The organism is Pannonibacter sp. CBAS1226, from assembly GCF_055685825.1.
Genome location: NZ_JBVOUO010000031.1, coordinates 1 through 1968, shown reverse-complemented (window position 1 = coordinate 1968; position 1968 = coordinate 1). Strand labels below are relative to the sequence as shown.

Genomic DNA, 1968 nt, shown 5'->3' with positions numbered 1-1968 from the left:
TCAATACTTCACATCGCGGCCCTCGCCCGTGCCACCTCCCCCGCCAACCCGGCCAAGAGTCGACATCTCATAGGGACATATCTCACCCTGGCTTTTGTAGATGTACGCCCAGCCCCAGAGAACGTAGAGCGCCTGTGGGCTGTCGATATAGGCGCCCCGCCCTCGCCTTGTGTCAGGGGCCCGTGAGGCTGGCAGGACCTATCAGGAAACTGACGCTCGGCATCCGCAGCAGGATCAAACGCATTGCCCCCCCCTGATGGGTCCTGGCCCATGTTTGAGATCGGGGGCCGGGCCGGCGTGATGAGTGGGGCTAGCGCACTGGACCCGGCTGACGCGGCACTCAATAGACAGCAGCGTTAACGTCAGCGCGCCCCTGTGCAAGTGAGGGGCACAGCACCTGCCAGCTCCCGCAAGCGGTCGCTTTGGCGAACAGGCCGCCGCCATGACCCTCCCCCAGCTTCCACGCCCCCACCCGCCTGGACACGGAATTTTGGTTGTTGAGGTAGGCATTGGCGTGAGAAAACGGGTATGCAGAGACGGCCAAGGGAGTTGAGGGAATGAGATGTTGGCGTTTCAACGATTCAAGACTGGGCGTTTACTGCTGCGGGCATGTGCTTCGGCATGAGAGGTCTGTGCTATTGGTGTCCAGGGAGGGAGGAGACTGGCAATTTTTATGCGGAGGCATCGATCACTACGATGCTCTTGAGCCATATCATGTAAGTGTCGGAATTTTGCTCGACGCTGATCAGACACTCAATCAGATTTCAGATCTTCCAGTAGACTGGGAAGCTGAGCGAACTGAGGTAGGAGGCGATTGGATCAGAACCTTTGAAGCCCAATAGCCTGAAGGCCCGCGCTGAAATTCATAGACTCCAGATCAATACAATACAATACAATACATCACCCCCCTAAAAAAGAATATCTTATAACAAGTCACTGAGATACTGACGCAACACGCCTTGAAATTGCTCAAGCGTCGCACGGGATTAACCAACACTCGACAAGTCAAGCTCATCGAGCATTGGTATTAGCCCGGATTTTACCTATCTAGAGCGTAATTCGATCACGTTGCATCATAGTGATGCGCCCGCGGTTTTCGGATCGTTCTAAGCTGGAATTTTCCATTCATAATCTTGTTGGCGGGAGAAGGAGAGTTTCATGAGGAAATCGAAGTTCTCGAAGTCGTGGATTGACCTTCATCCTGCGTCAGGCCAATGAGGGAATACCGGCCGCTGAAGTGTGCCTCAACGCCCACGAGGCCGTAGACTCATAAGCGCGGAGCCACAGGCGCATTGAGGCCAGTTGAACCATCGCCAGGAAGATTTCGGCCAACTTGCCGTAGCGCGTTGCGATGCGGTAGAAGTACTTCAGCTTGGAGAAGAAGCGCTCGATCAGGTTCCGCTCGCGGTACAGCTATGTGCTGAAGCATGGCTTCGACCGTCGGTGGCCTTGGGCGGGATATTGCCAAACGCTCCCTTCTCGCGGAGAGCTGCCCTGACGCGATCACCATCTTAGGCCTTGTCCGCCAGTACGATTGTTCCGGCGCCGACATGATCGAGCAGGTCGTCAGCGGTTTGGCCGTCAAAAGTTTGACCAGCAGTCAGGCTCAGCCGGATCGGAAAGCCTTGCCCATCGACGGCCGCATGGATTTTGGTGGTGAGCCCACCTCGGGAGCGACCGAGATAATGATCCCGCCCCCCCTTTGGCCGTCGCGGCCTGTTGGTACACCCTGATGGAAGTGCTGCCGATCATCTGGATGCCGCCATCATGTGCGGCGGCGATGACGTCCATCCTCTGATCCCACGCCCCAGCCTTCCTCCATCGCACGAAGCGTTGTAGCAGGTGGTGCGCGGGCCGTAGCGCCCGGGCAGGTCGCGCCACGGCGCTCCAGACCCCAGCCCCCTGAATGTCCTGAGACGGTAATTACCTGACAGTTGGCTCACCTTTAAGGGTGTGGCCATGCCGCGT

The 1968-nt window shown here is 57.3% G+C and carries 1 protein-coding gene and 1 pseudogene; both read right to left on the bottom strand.

Annotated features, from left to right (window positions below; all coding sequences use genetic code 11):
- Complete coding sequence (locus tag AC0CMF_RS25220; RefSeq protein WP_119396708.1) at window positions 1-195, bottom strand: type II secretion system protein GspG; 195 nt, start codon at window positions 193-195, stop codon at window positions 1-3.
- Between the two features lie 1011 nt (window positions 196-1206).
- Window positions 1207-1898 (bottom strand): annotated as a pseudogene (locus tag AC0CMF_RS25215) (IS5 family transposase); the annotation flags it as partial.
- Window positions 1899-1968: the final 70 nt, after the last annotated feature.